This window comes from Chitinophaga sp., assembly GCF_035564935.1.
In the GTDB taxonomy this organism is placed as follows: domain Bacteria; phylum Bacteroidota; class Bacteroidia; order Chitinophagales; family Chitinophagaceae; genus Chitinophaga.
The window spans coordinates 1-1,724 of the sequence record NZ_DATMTE010000851.1 but is presented as its reverse complement, the minus strand read 5'-3'; the positions used below and the strand labels follow the sequence as shown (position 1 = coordinate 1,724).

The following is a 1,724-nucleotide window of genomic DNA, read 5'->3' as shown; positions in this document are numbered from 1 at the left end:
GCTATTATCCTGAGCATCTCCGCCTGTTACGGGCAAACCAGTATAAACACCAAACGGTTTGCCAACGACAATCCGCTGCGCAGCAGGCTGGATTCATTGGTTGATCAAAGTGTGCAACAGTATTTACAAGACAAGCGGGCTGTAGGTCTTTCTATAGGCATCCTTATAAAAGACAAGGTTTGTTTCTATAATTATGGTGAAACAAAAGCCGGGAACAATAAACTTCCCCGAAGCAATTCGCTTTACGAAATTGGCTCTACCACAAAAGCCTTTACCGGCATCTTACTCGGGCAGGCGGTACTGGATAAAAAGGTGGGGCTGAACGATGATATCCGTAAGTACCTGGAAGGCGCCTATCCGAATCTTGAATACAAAGGCGTACCTATCCGGGTAAAAGACCTGGCAAACCATACTTCACGGATCACCCGTATCTTTCCGAATATGTGGGAACGACCGGAGTATGATTCGCTCAATCCCCTGCATGACTATACCCGGCAACTATTGCATGAGGGCCTGCACAACATGAAAATGGACACCTTTCCCGGAAAAGTATCCTCCTATTCCAATATGGCGGTAGCTTTGCTTGGTACCCTGCTGGAAGATGTATACGGTCAGTCTTATTTTTCACTCGTTTCAAAAAATATCCTGGTCCCCCTTTCTATGAAAGACACCCGGATAGATATTGCCGGGTTACCGGCAGACGCTATTGCCTGGCCGCACAATGAAAACCGCCAGGCAGTGCCCTTATGGGATCTCCCCTATCTTCCTGCAATGGGTGCATTGCGATCCTCAACACGCGACCTGATCTCCTTTATCAAAGCCAACAACGCGGATGCTTCACCGGCTATTGCCCTTTCTCACCAGCTTACCTATGGAACAAGCGGGGAAGGCATGGGAATGAACTGGTTTATACATACAACGCCGGAAGGCTACCAGGTATTTGAACATAGCGGGGGCACAGGCGGCTCACGCAGCTCGCTGGAGTGTTTTCCTGCTCTTCGTTCAGGATTTGTTATACTTACTAATAGTCTTGCTAACCGTAACAAGCTCGAAAAAGAGCTGGCTGCCATGGTGGTTGCAGAGGGGGGAAAAGAGCAAAAGTAATTTCCTGTTAGCCTGGCTGCATGAGGCGCGCTAAGGCTTATCATCCGAAATTGCCTCTTCTATCCTCAAACTTTCTTTATGAATGGCATTGAGCATTTCGGTAACAAATCCGGCGGACAATCCCTCCTTCTTGCCTGCCTCAATGCCTCGTTCCAGTACCTTTTGAAAGCGGGCTGCCTGTAAAGGAGCAATATGGTGCTGTGCTTTGTAAACACCTATTTCACGCACCACCCTTTCTCTTGCTCCCAGCACCTCGAAGAGCTTTTTATCGAGCGAATCGATATCCTTTCGTTTTCTTTCCAAAATAGTATCAGTGGCATTTGTGGATGGCTGTTGTCCATCTGCTTTGTCCACGATGGCCATAGCAGCCAAAGCGATAATGACGGGGAGAAATTTATTTTTCATAGCCGGAGACTCACCATTTTAGTGCCATTTTTTGGCGAATGGCGCTCCGTTATATGATATCTTATTAAAACACTCCCCAATTCCCGGGGTAGGAATTTTTTATCTATTTTTAGCCCAGCCAAAGCTTGCACTATATTGTCCGACAGTTTCCCACATACAGAGAAAACTATTTTCCAACAGATTGCCAACAACGATCATGACGCCTTCACCCGTTT

2 protein-coding genes are annotated in these 1,724 nt (G+C 47.0%); one reads left to right on the top strand and one right to left on the bottom strand.

Going from position 1 to position 1,724, the window contains the following annotated elements; all coding sequences use genetic code 11:
- A partial coding sequence (locus VN105_RS22280) for a serine hydrolase domain-containing protein (protein WP_325644357.1) occupies positions 1–1,104 on the top strand: 1,104 nt, incomplete at its 5' end.
- A 30-nt stretch (positions 1,105–1,134) separates the two neighbouring features.
- Here the strand turns inward: VN105_RS22280 and VN105_RS22275 are convergent.
- Positions 1,135–1,509, bottom strand: a complete 375-nt coding sequence (locus VN105_RS22275) for a chorismate mutase (protein WP_325644354.1) — start codon at positions 1,507–1,509, stop codon at positions 1,135–1,137.
- Positions 1,510–1,724 lie beyond the last annotated feature (215 nt).